This is a genomic window from Nonomuraea polychroma (assembly GCF_004011505.1).
Taxonomy (GTDB): domain Bacteria; phylum Actinomycetota; class Actinomycetes; order Streptosporangiales; family Streptosporangiaceae; genus Nonomuraea; species Nonomuraea polychroma.
Genome location: NZ_SAUN01000001.1, coordinates 1,294,544 through 1,320,709 on the forward strand (window position 1 = coordinate 1,294,544; position 26,166 = coordinate 1,320,709).

A 26,166-nucleotide genomic window follows, 5' to 3' on the forward strand; every position below is an offset into this window, starting at 1 on the left:
TTCACATGGATCGCACCGTGCACGCGCTCGACGGCCGCGGCACCGTACTGGACTGGCTGGTCAGTCCCGTCTGGCGGGAACCCGCTGACGACCTCGGGAAACATCTGAGAGCCGACGGAGACCCGTGGGGAGAGCGGGGTCGGTGGGTGCTGACCAACGGCCCGGACGTGACCCTGTTCAAGCAGGAGCTGTACCGGCACCGGCCGTTGCCGCGCGACCCGGTCATAGGGCCGATCGTCGACGGCGGCCCGATCGGCTACCTGGAGCACACGGGGGAGTGGCGCCGGACGCACACCGGCGCCGACGGACTGGTGGACTGGAGCGCGTTCTGCTTCACGCCGGAGTACCGGGTCGCGCTCGCAGCCACCCACCTGGAGGTCGACCAGGCCGAGTGGCGCACGCTCCGGCTGGCGTCGACCGGGCCGACGTTGTTGTTCGTCAACGGCGAGCTGCTGGAGGAGTCCGACGGCTTCACCTACATGGAGCCTGCCGAACGTGCCCGGCGGGTTTGGCTTCCCTCCGGCACTTCGACGGTGGTCGTCGCCTCGTGGCAGGTGGCCTTCCGCGAGTGCCGCCAGGTGCTGCGGCTGCGGGTGGAAGGGCTGCCCGTCCGCGTCGTGCTGCCCGGCGGCGGCCGCGAGGACACCGGCGCCGTCGCCGAACGTGTTCTCGACGCCGTGGGAGTGACCCGCTGGGGGACGGCCGACGGCACGGTGCCGATCATCGGCCCGGAGGGCGCCGCGCTGCGCGTCCGCTGGGCGGATCAGGAGCGTCTGGTCCGGCTCACCGGCGGACGGGCGACCCTGCGGCTGGACAAGACCGAAGGCGACGACGAGGTCGGGAACGCCTCCATGTTGTCGACGGGCGAGACGGTGCTGCGGATCTCCCTCGACGGTTCGCCGGTGTTCAGGGAGTTCCCGGTCGCCGTCCTGCCCCCGGAGTACCGCTCCGCTCCGGAAGGTGACCCCGCCACCTGGCGGGCCGAATTCCTGCGCCACGCCGCCACCATGGAAGGAACCTCGGCCGCCGAGCTGGTCCGCGTCGTCGAGGACCCGTCATATGTCGTCACCGGCCTGGAACGCGCCCTGTGGATGATCGGCAACCGGGCCGACTGCGCCGACTTCGAGGCGGTCGGGCTGGCGCATCTGTGGCACCGGGCCCACGCGTGGGAACCCGGCCTGCGCGAGCGCGTACGGGAGGCGATGCTCGGCTTCAAGTACTGGATCGACCAGCCCGGCCTGGACGCCATGTGCTACTTCACCGAGAATCACCAGCTCGTCTGGCACACCGCGGAGCTGCTGTGGGGTGCGGCGCTGAGCGACGAGACGTTCTCCAACACCGGCTGGACCGGCGCCCAGCACTCCGCGCACGGGCGCGAGATGGCGGCCGAGTGGATGCGCCGCAAGCTCGCCGGCGGGTTCAGCGAGTTCGACTCCAACGCCTATCTCGCGATCGACCTGCTCGCCCTTGTCTCGCTGGTGGAGTTCGCCGAGGACGCCGAGATCAGGGCGCTGGCGGCGGGGGTCGCGGATCGGGTGCTGTTCAGCCTGGCGGCGAACTCCTGGCGCGGCATCCACGGGTGCGCGCACGGCCGCTCCTATGTGTCCACGCTCCGGTCGTCGCGGCTGGAGGAGACCGCGCCGATCATGTGGCTCTGTTTCGGCACCGGCGCGCTCAACGACGCCGTCCTCCCGGCCGCGGCCATCGCCACCGCGCGCCGTTACCGCATGCCCGAGGTCATCCGCCAGGCCGCGAACGACCTGCCGGACCGGTGGTGGGGCAGGCAGAGCTATCGCGGGACGTACCGCTTCGCCCATGACCTGCTCAGCAGGCCGTACGGGTCGGATGTGACGGTGTTCAAGACCCCGGACGTGATGCTCTCGTGCGCGAACGACTACCGGCCCGGCCTGCCCGGCCTCCAGGAACACATCTGGGGCGCCACCTTGGGGCCGGAGACCCAGGTGTTCGTGACGCACGCGCCGAACTCCTCCACCTCACCGTCGGCGCGGCCCAACGCCTGGGCCGGCAACCGGATCCTGCCCAGGGCCCGCCAGCACGAAGGCACGGTGCTGTCGCTGTACCGGATCCCCGGTGACGACGTCATGGGCTATACGCACGCGTGGTTCCCCATCGCCGAGTTCGACGAGTGGATTCAGCAGGGCGTGTGGACCGTCGGGCGTAAGGGCGCCGGCTACGTCGCCCTCGCCACAGAGGGCGGGGCGGAGCCGGTGACCACCGGGCCCGACGCCTGGCAGGAGCTTCGGCCACGCGGCCCGGGAACAGCCTGGATCTGCACCGTCGGACGGCACGCCGACTTCATCGCGTCCCTGACCGAACCCCGCTTCATCCGCGACGGGGTCGCCTTCACCACCCCCGAAGGCGACGAGCTGAACCTGACGTGGCACGGCCCTTTCACCGTGAACGGCCGCCCGGCCGACCTGGCGCCCGACGGCACGATCGCCGAGGTTCCCCAACTCGACAACCCCTACGCCCGCCTCGGGTTCGGCGACACGACACTGTCCATCGGATCGCACATGATCGACCTCCAGAAAGGCCGGAGCACATGAGTAAGGGGCGTGGCCTGGACACCAGCCAGGCGAGCCGGTCGCAGCCGCCGCAGCGCCCCGCCGACCTGGCGGACCTCACCCCGCAGGTGCTCGCCAAGACCGCCGGGCGCATCGCCGACCGGGCCGTGGCCATGGGCCTCACCCACTGGTTCTGGGGCGAGGGCGTCGTCCTGCAGGGCATGATGCGCCTGGCCGGCGAAGGAAGCGGAGCTCCCGAGCTAATGAGAGCCGTACACCCGTTCGTCACCGAGTTCGTCGACGGGCATCTCCGCGACGGCATCGAGCTCGGCCACGTCAACAACCTCGCGCCCGGCGCGGTCTGCGCCGACCTGTACGGGGCCACCGGGGAACGCCGCTACGCCGACGCGTGCGAGCGCATGCTGGACTGGCTACGCCACGACGACGCCGTGACCCGCGCGCCCGGCGGTGCCATCGAGCATTGGCCCGGCGGTGTCTGGGCCGACACCGTCTACATGGGCGGCACTTTCCTCATCCACTATGGACTGCACGCCGGTCGGCCAGAGCTGATCGAGGAGGCGGGCGAGCAGATCCTCGCCCACGCCGAGATCCTCCAACACCCCGAAACCGGGCTGTACGCGCACGGCTCCCACGAGGGCCGGACGATCTGGAACTTCTGGGGCCGCGCCAACGCTTGGACCGCTCTGGCGTCGGTCGAATACCTGGAGGCCGGGGGAGCCCTGTCGCAGCCGGTACGCGAGGTGCTGCGCCGCCAGCTGCTCGCGCTGGCCGGCCACCAGCCCGCGTACGGGATCTGGGACGTGCTGGTCGACGGGCAGCCGGAGAACCGCGGCATCCTCGAAACCTCCGCCGCCGCCGGCATCGCCGCCGCCATGTTCCGCGCGGCCGCCCTCGGCATCGAGCCGGAACGACTTCGCCGGTCCGCGTGGCGCGCACTCGCCGGCGTCCACGCGTACGTCGCCGACGACGGCACGCTCACCCGCACCAGCGCCGGCACGGTCCTGCAGCTGCTGCCGTTCGGCTACTCCGTCATCCGCGACGACATGATCCAACCCTGGGGCCAAGGCCTGGCCCTGCAGGCGTACGCGGCAGCTCTCCGGGAGACGACATGAAGGTCAGGCACGCCACCGACCCGGACCAGATCCCGGGATTCGACACCGACGCGCTGCGTTCACGCTTCCTCGTCGAGGACCTCTTCGGCAGCGCCATCAGCATGGTCTACAGCCACGAGGACCGGATCGTCGTCGGCGGCGTACGCCCGTCGGCCGGGCCGGTGACGCTGGAGACCGCCGACCCGCTGCGTGCCGGCCACTTCCTCGCCCGCCGCGAGCTCGGCGTCGTCAACGTCGGCACCGATCCCGGCACCGTCACCGTCGACGGTGCCGACCACCAGCTAGGGGCAAAGGAGGTCCTCTACGTCGGCAGAGGCAGCCGCGAGGTGTCCTTCGCCGGCGAGGGCGGGGCCGCCTTCTATCTCGTCTCCACACCGGCGCACGCCACGCACCCCACGCGCAAGGGCACCCTTGCCGACGCCACCCCGATCCGGCTGGGCGAGCAGCGCAGCTCCAACGAGCGCACCATCTACAAGTTCATTCACGCCGAGGGCATCCAGAGCTGCCAGCTGGTCCTCGGCATCACCGAGCTCGCCGCCGGCAGCATGTGGAACACCATGCCCGCGCACGTTCATGACCGGCGCACCGAGGTCTACCTCTACTTCGGCCTCGAGCCGGAGGATCGGGTCGTGCACCTGATGGGCCGCCCCGACCAGACTCGCAACCTCATCGTCGCCGACCGGCAGGCCGTCATCTCGCCGCCCTGGTCGATCCACTGCGGCTTCGGCACCGGCAACTACGCGTTCGTCTGGGCCATGGGCGGGGAGAACATCGACTACGCCGACGTCGAGCCGTACCCGATCACGGAGCTGCGATGAACCCGCTGTTCGACCTGACCGGCCGGACGGCGCTCGTCACCGGCGCGCGCACCGGCATCGGCCAGGCGATCGCGATCGGCCTCGCCCGGGCGGGAGCCGACCTGGTGCTCCACGGTCACCACGACGACCTCGACGAGACCCAGCGGGCGGTCGAGGCTCATGGCCGCTCGGCCCGGCGGTGGATTCGCGACCTCTCCCATGTCTCCGGGCTCGCCGACGACGTCGAGGGCCTGCTCGCCGAGACCCGCGTGGACATCCTGGTCAACAATGCGGGCATCATCCGCCGCTCTCCCGCCGTGAGCATGGGCGGCGAGGACTGGGACGCGGTGATGACCGTCAACCTCGACGCCGTGTTCACGATCACGCGGGCGGCGGGCCGGCAGATGCTGGTCCGCCGCACCGGCAAGATCATCTCAATCGCGTCGTTGCTGTCCTTCCAAGGCGGTGTCAACGTCGCCGCGTACGCGGCCAGCAAGCACGCGGTCGTCGGCATGACCCGCGCCCTGGCCAACGAGTGGGCCGGCGACGGTGTCCAGGTCAACGCCATCGCGCCCGGCTACATCGCCACCGACAACACGACCGCGCTGCGCGCCGACCCGGTGCGGGAGCCGCAGATCCGCGGCCGTATCCCGGCCGGCCGATGGGGCACGCCCGCCGATCTCGTCGGCGCCGCCGTCTTCCTGGCCGCACCCGCGTCCGACTACGTGTGCGGCCACGTGCTGACCGTCGACGGCGGCTGGCTCGCCCGCTGAACCGAAGGGCTCACCGGTGCCCGAGAGCCTCACCCCGCGATAGTGCGTCAGTCGCGCAGGCCGGGCACGTCGATGACGATCACCTCGGTGTCGTCGGCCCGGCCCGGGATGCGCCCGATGCCCTTCGGGTCGGCGATGCGCAGCAGGTCAACGGCGGTGCGGCGGGGTGGTGCCGAGGTTGTCCGCGAGCGCCAGAGCGCGCGACGGGCGGGTGACCGCGAGGGCGGACACGCCCGCGACGGCCGTGCCCTCGAACGTGGTCTTGTCCAGGCTGTCGGTGAAGCTCCCGGCTGATCGAAGTCCCCCTATCCCGCCAGCGCAGAACCGGACATGAAACACCTCATGAATAAAGGGTGTCGGTGCGCGCGGCATATCTGGCTCAGTGCTCCGTAACGGGCGATCTGAGAGGATCCGTTCATGCCCATCGACCCGCATCTCCTTGTGCTGTTCACCATGACCACGATCGTCGCCATGATCACACCGGGGCCGGACATGCTCTTCGTCCTGGGCTGCGGGATGCGCGGCGGCCCGCGTGCCGGACTGCTCGCCACGGCCGGCGTGGCCACCAGTGAGGCCGTCCACGTCGCCGTGGCCGCGGCCGGCCTGGCGGCGCTCTTCGAGGCCGTGCCGGTCGCCTTCACCGTTGTACGCATCGTCGGAGCCGCGTACCTGATCTACCTCGGCGTGCAGATGTTGCGGAACCGCAAGGGCGTCGACAGCGAGATCACCGTGGAGGGCCGGGGCACGCTGTCGAGCCGCCGGGCGTTCACCAGCGGTCTGCTGACGAACCTGCTGAACCCGAAGATGGTCACCTTCACCATCGCCTTCCTCCCGCAGTTCATCAACCCGGAGCTGGGCCAGGTCTGGCTGCAGTTCGCGATCCTCGGCGTCATCCTCATCGCGCTGGAGTTCGTGGTGGACGGCACCGTGGGCGTGCTCGCCGGGCGGATCGGCGGCTGGCTGCGCCACCGGGCCGCCGCCCGCCGCAAGGTGGACATCGCCACCGGAGGCATCTTCATCGGGCTGGGGGTACGGCTGGCCGTCGAGCGCTGACCTCGTTCACGCCTCGCCTGGTCGCGCGGGTTTGCGGGCGGCCAGGCGTTCGACGATCCCCAGTCTGAAGCGGTCGTGCCGTTCGACGGTGAGGCCGTGGCCGGGAAGCAGAATGATGGGGCGGCGCAGGAAGTGCTCCCCGCCCGTCGGCACGGTCACCACTTCGAGCAGGCGTTGCACCAGGCGGACCGGCCAGGGGGCCGCGGCGACGTGGTCGGCCAGCAGGAGGAGCCCGCCAGGCCGCAGCACGCGGACCATCTCGCCGAGCGCCCGCCGGTCATCGGGAATCCCGCAGAGAGAGAACGTGCACACCACGGTGTCGAAGGTGTCGTCAGGGAACTCGAGCGCCTGGGCGTCTCCTTCACGCAGGTCCGCGTGGAGGCCGAGGCCGGACGCTCGCCGCCGGGCGAGAGCCAGCATGGCCGGGCTCCACTCGACGCCGGTCAGGCGCACGCCTTCCGGGTAGAACGGGAGGTTCAGGCCCGTGCCGATGGCGACCTCGAGCGTGTCGCCCCTGGCCTGACCGCAGATCCACGCGCGGGTGTCGCCGAAGAACCTGCGGTCGAAGAACGCCATCTGCCGGTCGTAGGAGGGGGCATGTTTGTCCCAGTACCTGCGCAGGCGCTCCTCGCGGCTCTTGGACGTCACCGTCGGCTCCTCCCATGCGTCTCGATCTCTTCCTACCGCGCGCCGGGCCTGTCCGCGCTTCCCAGGTCGTGTTAAGGCGCGGGACATCCCCGTTTCGCCGTACCGACATCGGGAGGCCGGAGGGTGACTCGCAGCGGGGTGTCCACACCGCGCGGCACCCTCGTGATGAGCAAGGAGCTTGACGATGACCGACATCGACCGGCGGGGATTCCTGCGTACCGGCCTGACGGCCGCCACCCTTGGCGTTGTGGCGGGCGGGCCGCTGGCGGCGCTGTCCGCCCGCACCGCGGACGCCTCCACGATGGTGAAGCGGGCCTTCAGCCCCGACTACGGGCCGCTGTACCCGGTGAAGGACCACACCACCGGCCTGGAGCTGCTCAAACTGCCCCGCGGGTTCGAGTACGTGACCCATGGCTGGACCGGCGACCGGATGACCGACGGGCGTCCGACGCCTGGCGCGCACGACGGCATGGCCGCGTTCACGCCCAGCGACGCGCTCAAGGACCGGACGCCGGCGGGTGGAGCAGGCGGCGCGGGCAAGGGCCACTGGACCGTTCTGGTCCGCAACCACGAGGTGGGCAGCTACCGCGGCGCCTTCGTCGAACCCGCCTACAACCCGGCGGCCGGCGGCGGGACCACGTCGCTGATCTTCGACACGCGCAAGGGTGAGTTCCTGGAGAGCTGGGCGAGCCTCGGCGGAACCATCCGCAACTGCGCCGGCGGGCCGACCCCGTGGGGCAGCTGGCTGTCGTGCGAGGAGACCACGGAGATCAACGGCTCCTACCGGCACGGGTACGTCTTCGAGGTGCCGCACGACGGGATCGGAGACGCGAAGCCGTACAAGGAGATGGGCCGGTTCTCGCACGAGGCCGTGGCCGTGGACCCGGAGACCGGCTGGGTGTACGAGACCGAGGACGCCACCCCCAGCGGCTTCTACCGTTTCCGGCCGAAGGCCAAGGGCGACCTGGCGCAGGGCGGCGTGCTGGAGATGATGACGATCGGCGCCTCGGCGTACACCACCTACAAGGACGGCACCGGCGTCGCCTACCCGGAGATCGGCTGGGTCGTCATCGACAGCCCCGACCCCGGCGCGAACGAGACCAGTGTCGTGCGGCAGGGCATCGCCAAGGGCGGCGCCTCGTTCGCCCGCCTGGAAGGCGCCTGGTACCACGACGGCAAGATCTACATCGTCAGCACCAGCGGCGGTCCCGCCGGGCAGGGCCAGGTGTTCGAGTACGAGATCGCCGCCAACACCATGCGGGTGCTGTTCGCCTCGCCGGACGCGACCGTGCTGAACAACCCCGACAACATCTGCGTCAGCCCGCGCGGCGGCATCGTGTTGTGCGAGGACGGGTCCGGCGTGGAGTACCTGCACGGGCTCACCACCGACGGCGAGATCTTCCCGTTCGCGGAGAACGCGGTCGTCATCCCGGCCGGTGGCGTGCCGGGCAAGTCCGTGGCGCCCGGCACCTACACCGGGTCGGAGTGGTGCGGCTCGGTGTTCGACAGCCGGGACGGTGGATGGTTGTTCGCCAACATCCAGTCGCCCGGCATCACCTTCGCCATCACCGGCCCCTGGGAGAACGGCTCGCTGTGACACCCTCGCCGGTCGTGTCCCCGGCGAGCCTGCTCGGCGGGCACGGCCGGCATCGCGCCTCATTCCGGTGAGAGCCGCAGGATGGCGCGGTCGTCGGTGAGGTGGGTGACTTCCACCCGCAGGTCGTTGATCCGGCCGGGCCGGCCGGGAGCCAGGGAGAGATTCCCTTCGTCGCGGCAGCGGCCGTTGACGCAGTTGCCGCTGACGCTGACGTTCATCCCCTCGACCTGCAGCCCGCCGGAGGAGCCCAGGAGCGTGACCCTGACCTCGTCGGCGTCGAGTGAGCTGATGGTGAGCCGCTCCACGCCGAACCGCTTGTCGATCGCGATCCGGTCGTCGGCCTTGATGTCGACCTCGCAGTCGCCGTCCTTGCAGGCCGCCAGATCGTTCCGGTCGGCCGCCTGCGGTCCGGCGGACGGAGTCGGGGTGGAGGCGGTGGGAGGAGGCGGGGACGCCGTTCCCGGTGTCGCGGAACCCGTCGCCGGCGGTGTCGTGGTCGCCGGTGTCGCGGTCGCCGGTGCCGTGGTCGGCGGTGTCGTGGTCGGCGTCGCGGACGAGTCTGCGCAGGCCGCGAGCGTGAGCAGCAGGGCGGCGGCGATCAACCGGGCGAGGGTCGGCATAGGGCTCCTCTGGTCGGGACGTGTGCCTTCCACGTGAAGAAGGTAACCTGCTGACGCCGCATTCACACGGAACGTGACGGGCAGGCGCCCGAGCGGCGGGGGCGATGCGATCCTCGAATGCGCCAGGCCGGCCACGCCGGCAGGGCCGCCCGCTACGGCGCCACCGTCCTGCCTCCCGGCTGACCAAGCCCGAAGACCGTGTGCCTGGCTGTCATGCCGTGCTCTGGCATCAGCGCACTCAGCGATGGAAGCGATGTAAAAGATTCTAGACATAACGTCAAAAATTCGTTACGTTGGTGGATGTCAAAGATTTTATACATCGTCGAGCACGTCAGCGGGAGAGAGCATGACCACATCCGAGACGACCCATCAGCCGATACGCCGGGCAGCCCTGATCGGGGGAACCGCGCTCCTGGTGCTCGCCGTCCTGGCCGGTTTCGCCAACTTCGGCGTCCTGGAGAACCTCGTCGCGGAAGGTGACGCGCAGCGGACGGCGCAGAACATACGCGAGGCGGAGACGCTGTTCCGCTACGGCGTGGCCGGATTCCTCGTGGTCGCCGTTCTCGACGTGGTCGTGGCCTGGGCGCTTCTGGTGTTCTTCGCGCCGGTGCACGAAGGCGTCGCCACGCTCGCGGCCTGGTTCAGGGCGGTGTACGCAGGAGTGTTCACCGTTGCGATCGCCCAGCTTGCCGGGGTGCCGTCGCTCCTCGGCGCCGCCGACACCACCGGCGGCCGGTTGGACGCCGAGGTGCTGTCGAAGATCAACGCCTTCCATGACATCTGGGACGCCGGCCTCAGCCTCTTCGGGCTTCACCTGGCCCTCCTGGGATACCTGGCGTACAAGGCGCGCTATGTGCCCAGGCTGGTCGGCGTCCTGGTCCTGATCGCGGGGCTCGGCTATCTCGTGGACAGCCTCGGCCGGCTTCTCGTGCCGGGCTCTTCGATCGAAGCCGCCATGTTCACCTTCGTCGGCGAGGTTGTGCTCATGGTCTGGCTCCTGGTCAAGGGCGGGCGCGTCACCGTGGACGAGAGTGCGCCCGCCTCGCCGGTGCGGCAGAGTTAGCCGAGATGGTCGCTTCGCCGATGCTCCACCTCGCGGCGCGCCGCTCGACAGCGGCCGTCAAAGAGAGAAAACCTAACTTACCAGTATTAATGGACATTCGAAGCCTCCCTGTCTAGACTCGGTTCAGTAACTTGTTTCTCGGGGTGCGAAGCGCTGCTGGGGGGGCCTTGTTGGGCTGTCAGCGACTAAGAGATAACTTCGAGCTGGTCGCCAAGTACGGGGATGGCGTGCCGTTGTACCTGTTCTCCGACATGTTTCTGCGCGCGCCACAGCTGCGGGAAATGTTTCCGGTGAACATGCGGAGCCAGCGGGACCGGCTCATGAGTGCGCTCACGTTAGCCGTGGAGAATTGCGGAAATCTCGCGGAGATCACTTCCTACCTGCACCAGCTCGCTCGCTGCCACCGCAAGTTCGGCACCGAGCCCGAGCACTACGCCCAGTGGAGTGCCAGCGTGGTCAACACCATGCAGCGGTTCTCCGGGAACGCCTGGAACGACGGGCTCGAGCGCGAGTGGCGCGAGTTCCTGGCCAACCTGTCGCAGGTGCTCGTCGACGGGGCGCAGCAGGACGCGCGGACCAGACCGCCGCACTGGTCAGCGGAGATCATCAGTCACGAGCGCAGGGCGATCGACACCGCGGTGATCCGGTTACTCGTCGACGAGCCCTTCCCGTACGTTCCGGGCCAGTCCGCCCCCGTTCAGGTCGGAAAATGGCCGAACACCTGGCGCTATTATTCGATGGCGAATGTGCCGAGGCAGGACAACACCATCGAAATTCATGTGAAAGCCGACGGCGCGGTCAGCCAAACCATCGTCCGTGAGATGCACGAGGGCGATATCGTGAAACTCGGCGCGCCCGTCGGAACTCTCACTCTCAATCCGAATACCGAGCGAAACATCTTGCTCATCGCGGGCGGCACGGGATTCGCTCCGATAAAGGCGATTATGGAGCACGTGATCAGGCTGCCGGTGCCGCCGTGGGTCTCCCTGTTCGTCGGTGCACGCGAACCCGAGGGTCTTTACGACTTCGACATCGTCCGCACCTGGGCTGAGAAACACTCCTGGCTCAATGTCCGGGCTGCCCTGTCCGAGATCGGCGACCCGGACGTGGCAGCCTCGGGGACGGTGAGCGAGGTCGTCAGCCGCTACGGGCGATGGGCCGGCTATGACGCGTATGTGTGCGGTCCGCCTGCCATGGTTGACAGCACGGTCAGCATGTTGCGCGAGAACGGGTTCAGCGACAGTCGTATACGCCTGGAGAGGTTCGCGAGCGCGGCCGCTCCAACACAGAGGTTCGCCACGTCAACTACCACCGGTTGAAGTTGGTGGTTTGCTCTCACGGTCCCGTCTGGCTGAAGGGAGGCCGGTAGCGTGCGGCTGGTTGACAGCAGCCCAGCCTGCAACGCCGCGTACGGCGATGTTGCAGGCCGCGATGTGATCGGCGTGCCCAGCGAGGCCACACCCGGTGCAGAAGAACCGACCCCGGGCGGGCCGATTCGCTCTGGAGACGCACCCGCAGTCGGGACAGGCCTGCGAGGTGTAGGCCGGGTCGACCAGCAGGAAGGCGACCCCGGCCCGGGCGGCCTTGTAGCGGGTGAACTCGATCAGCTGGGCGAACGCCAAGCCGTGCACGGTGCGCCGCTGGAGCCGGTGAGACCTTGCCCGGCCGCGGATGCCCTGGAGGTCCTCCAGGGCGATGCCGCGGCCGGTGCGTTCGGCTTCGCGCACCACGAACTTCGAGATCTGGTGGTTGGTGTCGGTCATCATCCGGTGCTCACGCCCGGACAGGCGGCGCAGCACCCGCCGCGCCGAAGGGGTGCCCTTCTTCTGCAAACGCCGGCGTTGCCGATCCCTGCGCTCCCGCAGACTACGCACATGCCCGTTACCATCGATCGGACCGGGCAGCGCGGGGCCGGGCAGCACCGCGCCGTCGTTGGTGACGGCCAGATTCGCCACTCCTTGGGCCGGGGTGAGGGCGAGCCGGAGCTGCACCATCGAGGGCAGGCCGTGCCGTTTGGTGGCAGAGCGGCGGATCGCCATCGCGTACCTCCCGTCACCAGCGTCCCACCCAACGCACAGATTACCGTCTGTCACCAGGTTTTTCCATACTGTTTTCGAAAGGAGGATGGTGCTTTATTCGGTCCTGAAGGACCGGGTCTCCGCGCCAAAAATCCTGATGAATGACTCGGTCCAGCACTTCCACACCGGATACCCCGCCCAGCAGGACAACGGCAACGGCTTCCACGTCAACGGCGACGCGTTCCACTTCGCCGACGACGACGGCGGCGCGGAGGCCGAGGTCTGGCGCGAGCCCGGTGACACGACGGACGGCTCCTGGGAAGAGCCGCAGTGGGACGAGCCACGCAAGGCCGAGTCCTCGTCGCTCGGGCGCTCCGCTGAACGGCTGACGCCGGGACAACTGCGCTCCATCGTCTTCAGGCGCGCTCCGCTGGGCAAACGAGGGCTGGACGAGCACCAGGTCAACAGCCTCCTGGACCGGGTGGAGGAAGAGCTGACCCGGCTGACGCAGGAGAAGAACGCGCTCGCGAGCGAGCTCGAGCTCCTGCGCGGGTACGTCACCGACTCCGGGCAGGCCGCGCTGCCGCAGCAGCAGGAACCGCAGCAGACACAGGCGGAGGGCACCACCCCCGTCGGCCGCGGGACCGGTCTGACGCGCGTGGAGCCCGCGGGCGCCGCGGAGTCGCAGGCGGTGGCCGGCAAGATGCACGAGGCCCACGTGTACGCGGCCAGCCTCTTGTCCCAGGCCCAGCAGACCGCGGACCAGTACATCCAGGACGCCCAGCGATACAGCCGCGAGCTGGTCGAGGACGCTCGCAGGAGGCGGCACGAGCTGTTGTCGACGGCGAGCTCTGAGCACACGGCATCGGGCACGGGCGCCGGCGATGAGTCATGGGAGCGCGAGGCGGCCCGGGTGCGTGCCGCCAACCGCGAATACCGCGGCAAACTCCGCGACTACTTCGAGCTGCTGTTGATGAGCCTTGAAGAGTGGGAGACGGCCGAGGGCGTCGGCGCCCCCCTGCCCTCCAACGAGAACGAGAACCCTCAATGAGCGCCGGCCTCACTGGGCGGTGAGCGCGACTGTCGGGGGAACGCGCGCCGCCCGGAGCGCCGGGTAGAGCCCGGCCAGTGCGCCGATCAGGATCGTCGTGCCCAGCGCTCCGCCGAGCGCCCACATCGGCACCACGGCCGGCAGCGAATTGAGCCGCGCGTACACGAACGTGGCCAGCGAGCCGAGCAACACCCCGGCGCCCCCGCCGAAGGCGGACAGCAGCACGGCCTCGACCAGGAACTGGCTGCGGACCTGCCCCCTGGTGGCGCCGAACGACCTGCGCAGCCCGATCTCCCTGCGCCGCTCCAAGACGGCGACCACCATGGTGTTGGCCACCCCCACCGCGCCGACGAACAGAGCGACCGCGCCCAGGCCGAGCATCAACCCGGTGAACGCCCCGGCCGCTGCGGCCTTGGCCTTGAGTGCGTCGGACGGTCTGCTCACCTTGGCCTCGTTCGGCTTCTCCGGGCTCACCGTGCGGGCCAGCATCGCGCGGACGCTCTCGACGGCCTCGTCCGCCGATCGCTCGTACACGGTGGTCGGGTGACCGTCGTGGTTCAGATAGTCCTTGGCGGCGGGGAAGCCGATCAGCGCGGACCGCTCGATCTCCTCGGCCAGCGGCATCCGGTCCAGGATGCCGATGACGGTGAACCACCTGTTGCCGATCCAGACCTGCACGTCGGGGGCGCTCAGCCCGAGCCGGTCGGCCGCCACCGCGCCCAGCACCACCACGGGCTGCCTTTCCGTGGCCGCGTTGAGCCAGGTGCCGGTGCGGATCCTGCCGTCGAGGGTGTCGAGCAGGTCGAGGCTGCTCGCCTGGACCGTGATGCCGAGTGAGACGCCGCTGGGGATGAGGTCGTTGCGCCGCACGGTGACGCCCGTCTCGCCGGTCTGGCTGGCGTTCGTGACGCCGTCGATCCGCCTGACCATGTCGGCGGCGGCCTTGGGCAGCTTGACCTTGTCGCCGAAGAGGCTGTCGCCCGGCTGGACGCGCAGCAGATTGGTGCCGAGCGCGTCGAGCTGGCGCAGCAGTTGCTCCTGGCTGGAGGCGGAGATGCCGACGACGGTGACCATGGTGGCGATCCCGATCGAGATGCCGAGCGCGGCGAGGATCGCGCGCATCGGCCTGGCCCGCAGCCCCGAGGTGCCGAGCCGGGCCAGGTCCGTCGCCCGCAGCCGGGCCGGCCGAAGGGCCGTCATGAGACCTCTGACCTGACCAGACCGTCGCGGACCCGGATCCGGCGCGGGCACGCCATCGCCACCTCGGAGTCATGCGTGATGATCATGATGGTGATGCCTGCCGCGTTCAGCCTCCGGAACAGCGACATGACCTCGGCCCCCGCTTCGGAGTCGAGGTTGCCGGTCGGCTCGTCGGCCAGCAGGAGCGGTGGCTCGCCGGCGACGGCCCGCGCGACGGCGACCCGCTGCATCTGCCCGCCGGACAACTGGTGCGGCCGGTGATCGAGACGGTGGCCCAGGCCGACCCGCTCCAGTGCCGCCGCGGCCTTCTCGCGCCGCTGCCTCCTGGACAGCCCGGAGTAGAGCAGGCCGTCGGCGACGTTGTCGAGCGCGGACGAGCCGGGCGCCAGGTGGAACTGCTGGAAGACGAAGCCGATGTAGCGGGCGCGTAGCGCCGACAGCTCGCTGTCCGACAGCCTGCTCACGTCATGGCCGGCCACGCGTACCGTCCCGGAGGTCGGCCGGTCGAGGGTGCCCGCGATCTGCAGGAGGGTCGACTTGCCGGAGCCGGACGGGCCGACGATGGAGACCATCTCCCCGCCGCGGATGACCAGGTCCACCTCGCGCAGAGCCTGCACCTTGCCGTAGCTCTTGCTCACGCCGCGGATCTCCAGGATCTTCATCGGCCCGACACCGAGACCTGCATGCCTTCGGCGAGCCCGGCGCCGCTCACCTCCACCCGGCCGTTGCCGAAGGCGCCGGTCTTCACCGGGATCCGCGCGGGCGGCTTGCCCGGCTCGACGACCTCAACCCCGTACCCGCCCTCGGGCAGCGCGAGCAGCGCCTCCACCGGCACGGTGAGGACGTCCTCGGCGCGCCGGCGTTCGAGCTCGACGGTCACCGGCGCCTCGTCCAGGGAGCCGAGCGACTTGGCCGAGACCTTGATCTCCACCTCCACCGTGGCGCCGCTCTCCTGGTTGTCCGACCGCTTGACGGTCTTGGCCACCTTCGCGATCCGGGAGATCTTGCCGGTGGCCTTCTGGCCGCCGGCCAGCTTGACGGTGACCTTCCTGCCGACCTTGGCGATGTCCTGCTTGTCGGCGTCAAGGTTGATGCGCACCAGCCGGTCGGTCTCGGTGACGTCGAGAACAGGACGTTGCGGGGCGATCTGGTCGCCCACCTCGACGCTCGTCTCGCTCACCCGCACCTTCTCCGGCAGGAAGACGATGTCCGAGGGCGACACCTCGCCGTCGCGCTCCATTCCCCGGTCCTTTTGCCACTCGCGGACGGCCCGCCGGGTCGCGTCGGTGAAGCGGGTGTCGACGGTCATGCCCTTCTTGTAGCCGAGGGCACGCAGGTTGCGTTCGAGCTGCTCGACGTCCGGGCCGCGCTTGACGCCGTTCTTGAGCGTCCGGTACGCGGGCAGCTTGCCGTACAGCAGGATCCGCGGGTGGCGGTCGATGTGGTACAGCGCACCGCCGCGCTTGATGACCTTGCCCTCGGCCGGGAGGCTGGTGATCGTGCCGCCCGAGCCGGCCTTGATCGTGCGGTTGCCGGCGTACGTGAGCGTGCCGTCGATGCTCTCCCTGTCGACGAGGTCGCCGCGGGTGATCGGCTTGGTGGCGGTGGAGACCGTACGCGGGGTGGGCGTGCTGTCCGCCTGGGCGCGCGGGCCCGCGTCGAAGAACGCGGCCGAGGCGTGCACGCCCCCGGCGGTCACCGCGCTGCCGACGGCCGCGGTGCCCAGCGCGACAAGGACTCCTTTGAGCCGGCCGTTCACGGCGCACCTCCTTGGCCCTGCAGGTGCTGCTGCGCGCACTTCTCCGCGGCCGCCTGGAGCTTGGGATCGTTGGGGTTGAGGTTGGGGTTCTCCTGGGGCGGGTCCGGCACGTCGAAGCCCTGCTCCCGCATGCACCTGGCGACCTGGATCAGCTGGTCGCGCACCTTCGGGTCCTCGAGCGGGTTGGGGATCTGCGACGCGTACTCCTCGCAGGCCTTCGTCGCCTTCTCCAGCGTGGCCTGGTCGCCCTCGTACTTCCAGGTCTTCTCCTCGGGAGAGCCGGGGTCGGGCACGTCGATGCCGTTCTGGCGCAGGCACTGGGTGAGCTTCAGCATCGCGTCGTTCGGATCGCCCGTGGGCGCCGCCGACCCCTTGGGAGCGGCCGCCGCCGCCTTGGCCGTGGCGCCCGGGGTGGCCGCGATGGCGATGGCGATGGGGTGGCGCTCGTCCCGCTGGGCGCAGCCGGTGAGCGCCGTCAGGCCGACGAACGCGGCGGCGAGCGTGGCGAGAATCCTGGTCATGGGCGGCCGTCCCAGTCGAAGGTACGCCTGGTCAGCACGTTCACCACGACCGCCGCCACGAGCAGCCCGGCCACGGCGGGCCAGGTCTCGGACAGCCGCCCCAGGGAGGCCTGGAAGACGAAGTCGTTGAGCTGGGCGAGCGGGTTGTAGTTGGTGATCTCGTAGAACCACGGCGCCACCCCCTTCCACCCCTCGCGGGGGACGCCCAGGCCGCTCCCCGCGAACAGCAGGACGAAGCAGAGCGGCGCCGCCACGCGGGCGCCGGCGGACGGCATGCGCAGGCCGCCGAGCAGCAGCCCGGTGCTGAACGCGCAGTAGGCGACGATCAGAGCCGCGCCGGCCAGGCTCAGCGGATTCCACGAGCGCGGCGGCCCGTAGATGAGGAACGTCACGGCGGCGAACAACGCCACCGAGGCGATGACCAGCACGCCGGCGGCGACCGCGTGGGCCAGGACGTAGGAGCCCGCACGCGCCGGCGTACGGCTCAGGCGCCTGAGCATCCCGCGGTCGCGCAGATCCGCGACGTGGGTGGTGAGCACCATGACCCCGACCGACGCGGCGACGGTGCCCGCCATCTCCGGCAGCAACCGGTCGATGACCCGCACCCCCGGCATGGCGCCGAACTCCAGCGTGGGGAAGGAGAAGCCGATGAACAACATCAGCAGGAGCAGGACCGCGAACGGCAGGACGACCGCGGACGCGAGCACGGCCGGGGACCGCACGAGCAGCATGAGCTCGATGCGGACCATCGCCCACAGGGTGCCGTTCATCGCCCGCTCTCCAGAGCAGCGGGTTCGGGAACGGCGGCCAGGGTGAGGTAGGCGTCCCTGAGCGTGGGCGGGCGGATCGACCAGATCCGGTCGCCGCTCATGGGGGACAGCTCCTGGATCGCCGCCTCCAGGGCCTGCCGCGACCCGTACAGGTAGGTCGAGCTCGCATAGGGCAGGACGCGTACGTCCTGCGGCCGGCCGACCTTCATGTGCGACGGCACCCGCAGCACGAAGACCGAGCCGAGCAGCCGGATCAGCCGCGACGGCGAGCCCTCCGCGAGAACCCGTCCCCGGCGCAGCAGCACGACGCGGTCGGCCAGCTTCTCCGCCTGGGCCAGGTCGTCGAGCGTGACGCACACCCCGCCGTAGCCGGCGCGCAACTCACTGATCGTCTGCTCGACGCGCTGCCTGCTGCCGGGCTTGAGCCCGGTCGTCGGCTGGTCCAGCAGGACGAGCTCGGGGTTGCCCACCAGAGCCAGGGCGATCATGGTCCGCCGGCGCTGGCCCTCGGTGAGGGTCTTGAAGCGCTTGGGCAGCAGCGGCTCCAGATCGAGCAGGTCGATCAGGCGCGGGGGCAGGCCGCGCGTGCCGTACAGGCGTGAGAACAGCGAGATGGCCTCGGCCACCTTCATCCGATCGGGAAGGCTCTCGTTGCGCAGGCTCACGGCCAGGCCCGGCGGGTGGCGATCACCCGGCCCGACCGTGCGGCCGAGGACCTCCACGCTGCCCGAGTCGGGCTCCGCGGCGCCGGCCAGGCACTCGATCAGCGTGGTCTTGCCGCTGCCCGGCGGCCCCACCACGCAGACGATCTCGCCCCGCTCCACGGTGAACGACACCTCCTCCAGCGCCTGCGCCTTGCTGAGGTCGGTGACGTCGAGCAACGGCGTCATGCGCCTGCTCGCTGGCTGAAGCGGTCGGCGATGGTGGCGCCCACCTCCAGGTACGTGTCCCGCGTCGCGGTGCGCAGGAGATCGAGGTCGACTTCCGCCCCCTGCTCCAGATGCGGATCGAAGGGCACCCCGATCACGGCGCGGCAGCGCTGCGCGAAGTGGCCCTTGAGCTCTTCGAGGTTGACCGGGTTCCTGCGGGTGTTCTTGACCGCGGACAGGACCACGACCGCGTCCTTGGCCAGCTTCTGATGGCCGTGGGCCTGCAGCCAGTCGAGGGTCGCCGACGCCGACCTGGCCCCGTCCACCGTGACCGGGCTGACCAGCACGATCTGGTCGGCCATGTCCAGGATCGCGCCCATCGCCGAGTGCAGCATTCCGGTGCCGCAGTCGGTGATCGAGATGGAGTAGAACTGCTCCAGGATCTGGGCGACGGCACGGTAGTCGTCGGCGTTGAAGGCCTCGGAGATCGCGGGGTCGCGGTCGGAGGCCAGCACCTCCAGCCGCGAGGGCGCCTGGGAGGTGTACGAGCGCACGTCGGCGTAGCGCCAGATGCCGCCCCGGTCGTTGAGCAGGTGGCGGACGGTGGCGGGGGACTCCAGCCGGAGCTTCTCCGACAGGGTGCCGCGGTCCGGGTTGGCGTCGACCGCGATGACCCGGTCGCCTCGCTGGTGGGCGAGCGTCGAGCCGAGTCCGATGGTGGTCGTGGTCTTGCCCACGCCGCCCTTGAGGCTCATGACGGCGATCCTGAAGTGGCCCGAGGCGACAGGCCGCCTGATGCGCTCGATCAGCTCGTGGCGGCGGCGCTCGGCCTTGGAGTCCTGCGGCCGTATGAGGCCGCCGGAGAGCGTGTACACGGCTTTGCGCCAGCCACCCGACGGTGGCCGCCTGCGGGTACGCAGTAAGCGCTCCGGGCGCAGGCTCTCGGACGACATCGCCGGCCCGGCCGGGTCAGGATCCGGCGCGGCCCCGGCCGGCTGCTGCTGGACAGGCGCCGCCGGCTCCCACGAGGGCTGCTGCTCCTGCGCCGCCGGTTCCCAGGAGGGCTGCTCCTGCGCCGCCGGTTCCCAGGAGGGCTGCTCCGGCTGCGGGAGGGGCGGGGACGCCACCGGCTCCCAGGAGGGCTGCTCCGGCTGCGGGAGCAGGGAGACGTGCGGCGGCTGACCAGGCGGCGGGAAGACCCGCCGGGGCGGCGCGGCTTCGCCGGGCTTGGGTACGCCTGACTCGGGGATGCGCGGTGCGGCCTCGGCCGGCTGCGGAACGCCTGCCTCGCCGATGCCCGGAGCGCTCGCCCCGGGGACGCCCGGTCCGGGCTCGCCGCCGCGCCATCCGGCCTGCTCGTTCTCAGGAGAGTCCCCCGCGCCGGGAGGAGGGCCTCCCGGGCTGGGCCAGGCGGCCGGCCCGGGGGCGTTCCACCTGTCGAAGTGCCCCTGAGCCGGAGCCGGGGCAGGAGGCTCGGAGCCGGCCCTGTCCTGCTGCCGCCACAACCCGACCGGCGGTGGTGGCGGCGGCTTGTCGACGGCCGGCGCGCCCGTCGACCTGTTGGGCGGCGGGAAGCGTATGGTGCGCGTCAGATCCGGATCCACGACTGATTCCCCGTTTACCCCGCCCTTGTTCTGCTCGTCCGCGTTCCCCTGAGACTGTTCATCCGGCCCGCCGTGCATGCCTCACCCGTCCGCACTCCGTGCGCATCAACGCTCCGCAGGACATTCCACGAATAACAACGATCGCACTCACTTGTCAAGGTTGACGATCAAAAATCGAGATTTAGTCAATTTTGTGACCCAAGGGTCGTATGTCCGATTTGTCCAACTCGGCTCGTGGTTTGAGAAATCTCCTTAGCGGGGAGTCCAGAATTCGCCGCTGGGCTACTTTGAAATTGTTCTGAGACTATTTGCCCCTGGAGAGTGACTCGGCGGCTCCCTTACGATTTCTCCGACCCAGAGAGGAAAGGTCGATGGTTCACAACAATGAGTTAAGCCCCCAGATGCCGGGGACGGTCAGAGTCGTCCAGGTTTTCATGTGGATCGGTGTGGTGCTCGGCATCATCGCGGTGGTGATCGGGTCGCTGAGCCTGGTCGCGGTCAGCGCCCTGTCGGCCGACCCCGAGATCGCCGCCGCCTCCACCGCGCTGCCGCCGATGGCAGTGATGTGGGTGCTGATGCTGATCGCGGCCGTCCTGGTGGTGGCGCAGCTGGTCCTGGTGATCAGGATCCCCCGCCAGCAGGCGGGCACCCGCACCGCCATCATCTGGCTCTACGCCGTCTCCGCCGCCGTCGCCGTCATCACGGCGGTCCTGACCACCGACTACGTGTCCAACGTGATCTCCCTGCTCCTGTCCGCGCTGCTCATCGGGCTGCTGATGACCGACGGCGCGAAGCGGTACTTCGTGAGGTGACCGCCCGCGTGCCGGGCTCCGCTGAGGCCCTCCGCCGCCGGGCGGAGGGCCTCGGTCATGCCCGCGTCACAACCAGCCGAGCCGCTGCGCGTTCCTGACGGCCTCCGGGCCGCTGGCGGCGTTGAGCTTGGACATCGCGCTCGACAGGTGGCCGCGCACGAGGGCTTCGGTGAGGTGGAGCGCGATCGCGATCCTGGGGATCGTGGCACCGCCGCCGGCCAGGCGCAGGGCGTCCCGCTCGCGCTCGGTGAGCGGGCTGTCGGTGGTGGCCATCGCGGCGGCGGCGAGCTCGGCGTCGAGGTAGCGACCGCCGGCCGCGACCTTGCGGATCGCCGCCGCGAGCTCCTCCGCGGAGGCGTCCTTGCCGAGGAAACCTCCCACGCCGGCGGCCATCGCACGGCGGAGGTGGCCGGGCCGGGCGAGACTCGCCAGGATGACGATCCCGCACCGGTGGGCGATCTGCGCGAGATCGTCTACGGGCATCTCGATGTCGAGGACGGCGACGTCAGGCCTATGCTCCTCGATCGCCCGGGCGATCTCGTCCCCGTGGCCGACCTGGGCGGCGACCTCGATGCCCGCTTCGAGGTCGAGCAACGTCGCCAGGGCTTCTCGGATCAGGCGCTCGCCGTCGGCGAGCAGCACTCGGATGACGTCCCCCATCGGCGTCTCCCATGACGTGCGTACGGCTGGCGCCGGACTATGCAGGAATCCGGCGCCAGCCGTACTGAACAGATACTATGACCCGCCCGCGGCCAATATGGTCACGCTGTCACCCGAGTCGTCGGGCTTCGTCGTCGTCTTGTCCACATAGGCCTTGACGGCCTGCCCGGCCCAGTCGTCCTGGACCAGCTGCTCGACCCGCTTGCCCGGGTTGGCCAGGCGTCCGAGCACGCCGCTGCCGTGGGCCAGGGCGAGCAGGGTGACGGTGCGGGCGTCGGGTTTCTGGCCGCGTATCACCTTGCCGATCCTGTCCTTGACGGCGCGCACCAGCGTGGTGTCGTCGTAGCCGTACCGCTCGACCGGGATCAGCCCCAGCATCCGGGACCTGTCGGCCTTGAACGCACCCCGTTCCGACAGTCGCCGCAGGTAGTTCCGGTGTTTGCGAACGGGATTGATCATGATCAGCCAGCGGCCGGCCGGCAGCGTCTTGCCCACCTTGACCATCCGGGCGAGCACGGCGTCCAGCTCGGCGTCGCCGACCGGCCGCCTGTCCACCACCGCCAGGTCGGCGCCCCTCACTTCCACCTTGCCCAACGCGGCCAGCTCGGCCAGCTCGGCGGCGGTGAGGCTGATGTTCAGCACATTGTTGGGGATCAGCTGCTTGCCGTCGGTCTCCCGATGGGCGAGCAACATGAGCTCTTCCGCGAACGTCAGCTGTTCCGTGGCCATACCACGAGTCTGACTCCGCCCCGCCGGCCGGCGTAGACGCTGATGTCATCAGCGGCATGTGACATCTGTCATGCGGCGGCCGCCGGGCGCCGAGGGGAGCGGTCCCTGGCCCGACGATCCCCGCATTTGCGCAGGTCAAGCCATGGAAGTTGCGAGGAAGCCGGGAGGAAGTGGCGGTTGTTAGCTTTGCTCCCAGCACCTTGGAGCTGCTCGGACGGGGGAGCGATGACGGCGCTGACAAACGGGGAGAAGGACACGGCCAAAGGCTGGATGGCACCGATCGATCTCGATCGGGTGCCTGACGTCGAGGCGTTTCTCGACCGGCTCGGCTACGGCCGGTTCGATCGGGAGACCCTGGTGGCGCCCATCGGCCGAAACGAAGTGTGGGCGGGCCGGACCGACAGCGGCAGGAAGGTCTTCGTCAAACGTCTCATCGGGGGAGACGACGCGAAGCCGAGGCTGCGGCGCATGCTCGCCTTCGAGCGGTTCAAGGCGGCCCGGCCGGTCCTCGCGGACCAGGTCAGGACCCCCGCCTTCCTGGGCGCCGACGAGGACGCCGGGCTCGTGGCCTTCGACTTCATGCACGAGGCCAGGAACGGCGCCGAGGCGATGATCGAGGAATCGTTCGGCGACGAGCTCGCCAGGCAGGTGGGCGAGGCGATCGGCCACCTGCACAATGCCGGTACCCAGGCCGGCGAAGGGCTCGACGACGGGCCCTTCCCACTGCCTGACCTGCGGCTCCTGCGCGGGCTGCCACTGGAGATGTGGCACAACCTGAGCTACGGCGAGATGGAGAGCTGGAGCATCCTGCACGGCGACCCCGAGCTCATGCGCGGCATCCTCGCGCTGTGCGAGTGGGAGAGTCGGTCGGCCAAGGTCCCGGTCCACGGCGACTTCCGGGTCGACCAGCTCCTGCTGCCGGAGGACGGCGGATTCCAGATCACCGACTGGGAGGACTTCCGCCTCGGGGATCCGGCCCGCGACGTCGGCGCGTTCGCCGGCGAATGGCTCTTCCGCTCCATCCTGGACATCGTCAGCGCGCGCGGCGACGAGGTCGTCTTCGAGGCGGCCGAGTTCACCCACGAGATGGTGCTCCAGCGTGGCGCGGAGAAGATCGAGCGGCTGCGGCCGCGCATCCACGGCTTCTGGCAGGGCTACCGGGCCGTCCGGCCAGGACTCGACGACGAGTTCGCGGCGCGGGCCACGGCATTCGCCGGCTGGCACATGATGGACCGCCTGCTGGCCTCGGGGGCGCGCTCGGCCAAGCTCTCCGGCATCCAGCGCGCCGCCGCCGGCATCGGCCGCACCGCGCTGCTGGCGCCCGCCCGCTTCACGATCGCCCTGGGTTTGGAGGATGAATGAGCGTCGCTGACCTCGTGGCGCCGGGCGGGATCGCCCCGGTGCTGGACGCGGTGACCGTCGACATCGACCGGCTCCGCGCGACCGTCGCCGACGTCACGGTCGAGGCCGACAGCGCCGCCGAACTGGCGGTGAAACTCTCCCAGGCGCTCTACGAGGTGCTCCACACCGGGCGGCGTTCGGACGACGGCCAGGGACTGCCGTTCCACCTGCGGGACAGGGAGTTCGAGCAGGCCCTCGCGGAGAACGTCCCCCACGAGACCACGGTGTCGGAGGGGCTGATCGCCGACGACGAGGAAGTGGACGGGAAGATCCTGGTCGTGTGCGGGGGCCCGCGGGTCTGGGTGCCCCGCGACAGGATCCTGGAGGAGCCGCCGTTCGCGCCGGGACAGCGGGTGAACGTCACCCTGTCCCCGCTGCGGCCGGCGCTCTCACCGGGCTTCTTCTTCGTGCACGGCTCGGCGCCGAGCGACATGCGGGGCGACATCCTGCGCGTTTACCTCCACCTGGCGGCACCGGAGCAGGCCCCGGCCGTCTGGCGCCTGGTCCTGACCCGTTTGGAGGAGCAGGAGGCCGAGTACCGCGCGAAGGTGCTGTCCTCCCCGCTGCTCTACCCGCGGCGCGACGGGCTCGTGATCTATCTCGGCGCCCGCTCCCGCGACCTCGCGACCGATCTCGCCGCCCTCGTGGCAGGCGTTCCCGGCGTGGGTACGGAGACGTCCGCGTTCGCGCACGCCCTGGGCCCCGGAGTGGCCGCCGCGTGGGAACCCGACGACCGCAGGCCGGTCATGCGTGGCATGAGCTTCGGCCAGCACCGGGCCGGCGTGCTCGGGCAGGCGCTCGTGGAGGCCGCCGCCGGCAAGGTCCCGGCCTCCACGCTGGTCGCCGCCCGGTTGACCGAAGCCAACATCGACCCGTGCGACCTCGCACGGAATCAGACGTCGCCCCAGGCGATGACGGGGGGCGGCGGCACGTGCCCCCCGGTACCTGATGCAGGAAGGAGGTGAACAGCATGACGAAGAGCACCGCCATCATGGAGTTGGTCGCGGGCTACGACTCGTACGCCGAGCCGGGTGAGTTGCAGGTCTCCGCGATCTCCGACGCCCCCGAGCTGTGGTTCACGATCTGGGCCGTCAGCTACGGCGTCCGCGTGAGCTCCGCCAAGTGCGCCATTTGGGCCTCGGCCGCGTCCGGCGCCGTTTCCGGCTGGATCCTGAACCGTTAGTACCGCGCTGCGGACAGGACCCGATTTCGTCGCGATGAAAGCGAAGGGAGGGAAATAATGCACGATGTCGTGCGGCCGTCGAAGACGGCGGCGATTATGGAACTCACGGCGGGCTACGACGCTTATGCCGATGCATCTGAGTTCAGTTTGCCGGCCGAATCCGAGGCTCCCGCCGCCACGCCTGTGACGATTCTCGTACTTGGCGGTTTCGCCACCAGTTACGTAGTCAGCGGGATCGCCCGCAAGGCGTGGGACAGAACCTTCATCTTCGGTTGCTGAAAAGCCGGATGTAAGGGTGGGCAGGCGATATATGCAGGGCGCCTGCCCACACCCGACCGGTCCAGTTCGTCACGTCTCAAGGAAACGCATGCGAGATTCGAACGCCGACGACCTGGCCGCGATGGCGGACCTGCTCACGCCCCTCGCCATCCGGGTGGCGGCCACGCTCCGCCTGGCGGACCACATGGCCGCGGGGGTGACGACGGGGGCGGGCCTCGCCAAGAAGGTGGACGCCCATCCCGCGACGCTGAAGAAGCTGCTGCGCTACCTCGTCTCGCGTGGGATCTTCCGGTGGAGCGAGGAAGGCGGCTACGAGGTGACCGAGCTCGGCGCTCCTCTGCTGGACGACGCGCCCGGCAGCGTGCGCCGGCGCCTGAGCATGGACGGGCTGCTGGGCCTGGCCGAGCTGGGCCTGGTGGGGCTGCTGCACACCGTACGCACGGGGGAGGCCGGATACAAGGCGGCCTTCGGCAGGGACTTCTGGCAGGACGTGAGCGACGTGCCGGACGACGCCAACGTCCTGGCGGACGAGGTCGCGAGCGGCCTGGCCGGAGACGGCCGGCTGATCGTGCACACCTACGACTGGTCCGGCGTGCGCCGGGTGATGGACGTCGGCGGCGGCAACGGGACGCTGCTCATCGAGCTCGCCCGCACCCACCCCCACCTGCACGGCGCCGTGCTCGACCTGCCCGGGATGGCGCGGGCCGCCGCGCAGCGCATCGAGCGGGCGGGCCTGGGCGGCCGGTGCGAGGCGATCGAGGGCAGCTTTCTCGACCCGATCCCGCCGGGGTTCGACGTCTACCTCCTGTCGGCCATCCTGTGCGACTGGCCGGACGACGACGCCGTCAAGATCCTGCGCCGGTGCGGGGATGCGGCGGGACCGGACGGCCGGGTGCTCGTGGCCGACATGAACCTCATCTACGACGACGACGCGGACGCCGCCCGGATGAACCTTCTCCTGACCGGTACGGTCCCGGTGCCCGTACGCACGCTCAAACAGCTCAAGCGGCTCGGCGCGGCCGCCGGCCTCGAGCTCTCGTGGGAGGGCCCGACGACGAGAAGGCGGACGCTCCTGGAGTTCCGCGCTCATTGACACGCACT

Annotated in this window: 28 protein-coding genes; 15 read left to right on the top strand and 13 right to left on the bottom strand. The window is 70.0% G+C overall.

Annotated elements, in window-relative coordinates; all coding sequences use genetic code 11:
- Positions 1-5 precede the first annotated feature (5 nt).
- Genes EDD27_RS05685 through EDD27_RS05700 form a run of 4 tightly spaced genes read left to right on the top strand, consistent with a single transcriptional unit; the run spans position 6 to position 5,228 of the window.
- Positions 6-2,567: a hypothetical protein gene (locus tag EDD27_RS05685; RefSeq protein ID WP_127931401.1), complete on the top strand. Its 2,562-nt coding sequence runs from the start codon at positions 6-8 to the stop codon at positions 2,565-2,567.
- The gene (locus EDD27_RS05690) at positions 2,564-3,658 is read left to right on the top strand and encodes a glycoside hydrolase family 88 protein (RefSeq protein ID WP_127931402.1); all 1,095 of its coding nucleotides are present in this window, start codon (positions 2,564-2,566) and stop codon (positions 3,656-3,658) included. Before EDD27_RS05685 ends, EDD27_RS05690 begins: the two co-directional genes overlap by 4 nt.
- Entirely contained in the window at positions 3,655-4,476 is an 822-nt protein-coding gene (gene kduI / locus EDD27_RS05695; RefSeq protein ID WP_127931403.1) for a 5-dehydro-4-deoxy-D-glucuronate isomerase, read from the top strand. Before EDD27_RS05690 ends, kduI begins: the two co-directional genes overlap by 4 nt.
- Positions 4,473-5,228, top strand: coding sequence for an SDR family oxidoreductase (locus EDD27_RS05700; protein ID WP_127931404.1), 756 nt, complete (start codon positions 4,473-4,475; stop codon positions 5,226-5,228). The genes kduI and EDD27_RS05700 overlap by 4 nt, the downstream gene beginning before the upstream one ends.
- Before the next feature lie 147 nt (positions 5,229-5,375).
- Here EDD27_RS05700 and EDD27_RS05705 read toward each other — a convergent pair whose 3' ends face one another.
- Positions 5,376-5,567 (bottom strand): hypothetical protein, encoded by a 192-nt coding sequence (locus EDD27_RS05705; RefSeq protein ID WP_127931405.1) that lies wholly within the window; start codon positions 5,565-5,567, stop codon positions 5,376-5,378.
- A 78-nt stretch (positions 5,568-5,645) separates the two neighbouring features.
- On the opposite strand from EDD27_RS05705, the gene EDD27_RS05710 reads away from it, so the two are divergent.
- Positions 5,646-6,281 carry a LysE family translocator gene (locus EDD27_RS05710; protein WP_127931406.1) on the top strand — a complete coding sequence of 212 codons (636 nt, stop codon included), beginning with the start codon at positions 5,646-5,648 and terminating at the stop codon, positions 6,279-6,281.
- 6 nt (positions 6,282-6,287) lie between these two features.
- Here the strand turns inward: EDD27_RS05710 and EDD27_RS05715 are convergent, their stop codons facing one another.
- A complete protein-coding gene (locus EDD27_RS05715; protein ID WP_241563884.1) occupies positions 6,288-6,929 on the bottom strand; it encodes a class I SAM-dependent methyltransferase in 642 nt (213 codons plus the stop codon).
- Positions 6,930-7,113: 184 nt separating this feature from the next.
- Between EDD27_RS05715 and EDD27_RS05720 the strand changes: the two genes are divergently transcribed.
- Entirely contained in the window at positions 7,114-8,526 is a 1,413-nt protein-coding gene (locus EDD27_RS05720; RefSeq protein WP_127931408.1) for a PhoX family protein, read from the top strand.
- Between the two features lie 59 nt (positions 8,527-8,585).
- Here EDD27_RS05720 and EDD27_RS05725 read toward each other — a convergent pair whose 3' ends face one another.
- Positions 8,586-9,146: a hypothetical protein gene (locus tag EDD27_RS05725; protein ID WP_127931409.1), complete on the bottom strand. Its 561-nt coding sequence runs from the start codon at positions 9,144-9,146 to the stop codon at positions 8,586-8,588.
- Positions 9,147-9,492: 346 nt separating this feature from the next.
- Between EDD27_RS05725 and EDD27_RS05730 the strand changes: the two genes are divergently transcribed.
- Together EDD27_RS05730 and EDD27_RS05735 are read left to right on the top strand one after the other, a co-directional pair.
- Positions 9,493-10,209, top strand: a complete 717-nt coding sequence (locus tag EDD27_RS05730; protein WP_127931410.1) for a DUF4386 domain-containing protein — start codon at positions 9,493-9,495, stop codon at positions 10,207-10,209.
- 227 nt (positions 10,210-10,436) lie between these two features.
- A complete protein-coding gene (locus EDD27_RS05735; protein ID WP_241563885.1) occupies positions 10,437-11,528 on the top strand; it encodes a globin domain-containing protein in 1,092 nt (363 codons plus the stop codon).
- Here the strand turns inward: EDD27_RS05735 and EDD27_RS05740 are convergent.
- Positions 11,511-12,248 (bottom strand): RNA-guided endonuclease InsQ/TnpB family protein, encoded by a 738-nt coding sequence (locus tag EDD27_RS05740; protein ID WP_127931412.1) that lies wholly within the window; start codon positions 12,246-12,248, stop codon positions 11,511-11,513. The genes EDD27_RS05735 and EDD27_RS05740 overlap by 18 nt on opposite strands.
- Positions 12,249-12,333: 85 nt before the next feature.
- Here EDD27_RS05740 and EDD27_RS05745 point away from each other — a divergent pair, with 85 nt between their 5' ends.
- Positions 12,334-13,278, top strand: coding sequence for a DivIVA domain-containing protein (locus tag EDD27_RS05745; protein ID WP_127931413.1), 945 nt, complete (start codon positions 12,334-12,336; stop codon positions 13,276-13,278).
- Positions 13,279-13,287: 9 nt separating this feature from the next.
- Here EDD27_RS05745 and EDD27_RS05750 read toward each other — a convergent pair whose 3' ends face one another.
- Genes EDD27_RS05750 through EDD27_RS05780 form a run of 7 tightly spaced genes read right to left on the bottom strand, consistent with a single transcriptional unit; the run spans position 13,288 to position 20,001 of the window.
- Positions 13,288-14,478 carry an ABC transporter permease gene (locus tag EDD27_RS05750; RefSeq protein ID WP_127931414.1) on the bottom strand — a complete coding sequence of 397 codons (1,191 nt, stop codon included), beginning with the start codon at positions 14,476-14,478 and terminating at the stop codon, positions 13,288-13,290.
- The gene (locus EDD27_RS05755; protein WP_127931415.1) at positions 14,475-15,140 is read right to left on the bottom strand and encodes an ABC transporter ATP-binding protein; all 666 of its coding nucleotides are present in this window, start codon (positions 15,138-15,140) and stop codon (positions 14,475-14,477) included. The genes EDD27_RS05750 and EDD27_RS05755 overlap by 4 nt, the downstream gene beginning before the upstream one ends.
- Positions 15,137-16,237: an efflux RND transporter periplasmic adaptor subunit gene (locus EDD27_RS05760; protein WP_127931416.1), complete on the bottom strand. Its 1,101-nt coding sequence runs from the start codon at positions 16,235-16,237 to the stop codon at positions 15,137-15,139. The genes EDD27_RS05755 and EDD27_RS05760 overlap by 4 nt, the downstream gene beginning before the upstream one ends.
- On the bottom strand, positions 16,234-16,758 hold the full coding sequence (locus tag EDD27_RS05765; protein ID WP_127931417.1) for a hypothetical protein: 525 nt from the start codon (positions 16,756-16,758) through the stop codon (positions 16,234-16,236). The genes EDD27_RS05760 and EDD27_RS05765 overlap by 4 nt, the downstream gene beginning before the upstream one ends.
- Positions 16,755-17,528 carry an ABC transporter permease gene (locus tag EDD27_RS05770; RefSeq protein WP_127931418.1) on the bottom strand — a complete coding sequence of 258 codons (774 nt, stop codon included), beginning with the start codon at positions 17,526-17,528 and terminating at the stop codon, positions 16,755-16,757. Before EDD27_RS05770 ends, EDD27_RS05765 begins: the two co-directional genes overlap by 4 nt.
- Positions 17,525-18,418 carry an ATP-binding cassette domain-containing protein gene (locus EDD27_RS05775; RefSeq protein WP_127931419.1) on the bottom strand — a complete coding sequence of 298 codons (894 nt, stop codon included), beginning with the start codon at positions 18,416-18,418 and terminating at the stop codon, positions 17,525-17,527. Before EDD27_RS05775 ends, EDD27_RS05770 begins: the two co-directional genes overlap by 4 nt.
- Complete coding sequence (locus tag EDD27_RS05780; RefSeq protein WP_241563886.1) at positions 18,415-20,001, bottom strand: MinD/ParA family ATP-binding protein; 1,587 nt, start codon at positions 19,999-20,001, stop codon at positions 18,415-18,417. Before EDD27_RS05780 ends, EDD27_RS05775 begins: the two co-directional genes overlap by 4 nt.
- 371 nt (positions 20,002-20,372) lie before the next feature.
- On the opposite strand from EDD27_RS05780, the gene EDD27_RS05785 reads away from it, so the two are divergent.
- A complete protein-coding gene (locus EDD27_RS05785; RefSeq protein WP_127931421.1) occupies positions 20,373-20,813 on the top strand; it encodes a hypothetical protein in 441 nt (146 codons plus the stop codon).
- A gap of 66 nt (positions 20,814-20,879) precedes the next feature.
- Here EDD27_RS05785 and EDD27_RS05790 read toward each other — a convergent pair whose 3' ends face one another.
- Entirely contained in the window at positions 20,880-21,473 is a 594-nt protein-coding gene (locus EDD27_RS05790) for a response regulator transcription factor (protein WP_127931422.1), read from the bottom strand.
- Between the two features lie 75 nt (positions 21,474-21,548).
- Complete coding sequence (locus EDD27_RS05795) at positions 21,549-22,202, bottom strand: GOLPH3/VPS74 family protein (protein ID WP_127931423.1); 654 nt, start codon at positions 22,200-22,202, stop codon at positions 21,549-21,551.
- Between the two features lie 225 nt (positions 22,203-22,427).
- Between EDD27_RS05795 and lxmK the strand changes: the two genes are divergently transcribed.
- From lxmK to EDD27_RS05820, 5 genes are all read left to right on the top strand, one after another.
- A complete protein-coding gene (gene lxmK, locus EDD27_RS05800; RefSeq protein WP_206641268.1) occupies positions 22,428-23,564 on the top strand; it encodes a class V lanthionine synthetase subunit LxmK in 1,137 nt (378 codons plus the stop codon).
- Positions 23,561-24,568, top strand: a complete 1,008-nt coding sequence (locus EDD27_RS05805) for a T3SS effector HopA1 family protein (RefSeq protein WP_127931424.1) — start codon at positions 23,561-23,563, stop codon at positions 24,566-24,568. Before lxmK ends, EDD27_RS05805 begins: the two co-directional genes overlap by 4 nt.
- Positions 24,569-24,573: 5 nt before the next feature.
- Positions 24,574-24,786 carry an LxmA leader domain family RiPP gene (locus tag EDD27_RS05810; RefSeq protein WP_127931425.1) on the top strand — a complete coding sequence of 71 codons (213 nt, stop codon included), beginning with the start codon at positions 24,574-24,576 and terminating at the stop codon, positions 24,784-24,786.
- A 57-nt stretch (positions 24,787-24,843) separates the two neighbouring features.
- Complete coding sequence (locus EDD27_RS05815; protein ID WP_127931426.1) at positions 24,844-25,065, top strand: LxmA leader domain family RiPP; 222 nt, start codon at positions 24,844-24,846, stop codon at positions 25,063-25,065.
- Between the two features lie 88 nt (positions 25,066-25,153).
- Entirely contained in the window at positions 25,154-26,158 is a 1,005-nt protein-coding gene (locus tag EDD27_RS05820; RefSeq protein ID WP_127931427.1) for a methyltransferase, read from the top strand.
- Positions 26,159-26,166: the final 8 nt, after the last annotated feature.